The sequence below is a fragment of the Scandinavium hiltneri genome (genome assembly GCF_024764835.1).
Taxonomy (GTDB): Bacteria; Pseudomonadota; Gammaproteobacteria; order Enterobacterales; family Enterobacteriaceae; genus Scandinavium; species Scandinavium hiltneri.
Window position 1 is genome coordinate 1 of sequence record NZ_JALIGE010000006.1, and the last position, 255, is coordinate 255.

Annotated in this window: 1 pseudogene; it reads right to left on the bottom strand. The window is 48.2% G+C overall.

Annotated elements, in window-relative coordinates:
- Positions 1-255, bottom strand: a pseudogene (locus MUU47_RS00025) (IS3 family transposase); the annotation flags it as partial.

A 255-nucleotide genomic window follows, 5' to 3' on the forward strand; every position in this document is an offset into this window, starting at 1 on the left:
CCCGAACACGTGGCAGAGAGAGGCCACTGGATAACGCGCCCTGAGTTTCCCGATTAACGAGAACTGTTCAGGGAGTCTGACATCAAGAGCGCGGTAGCCTTTTTTAATATTTCGTTTTCCATTTCAACACGTTGCAGCTTTTTCTTTAGCTCACGTATTTCGATTTGTTCCGGGGTTATTGGAGAGGCGTTTGACGTTTTGCCCTGCCGTTCATCACGCAGCTGTTTTACCCATTTCGTCATCGTAGAAAGGCCA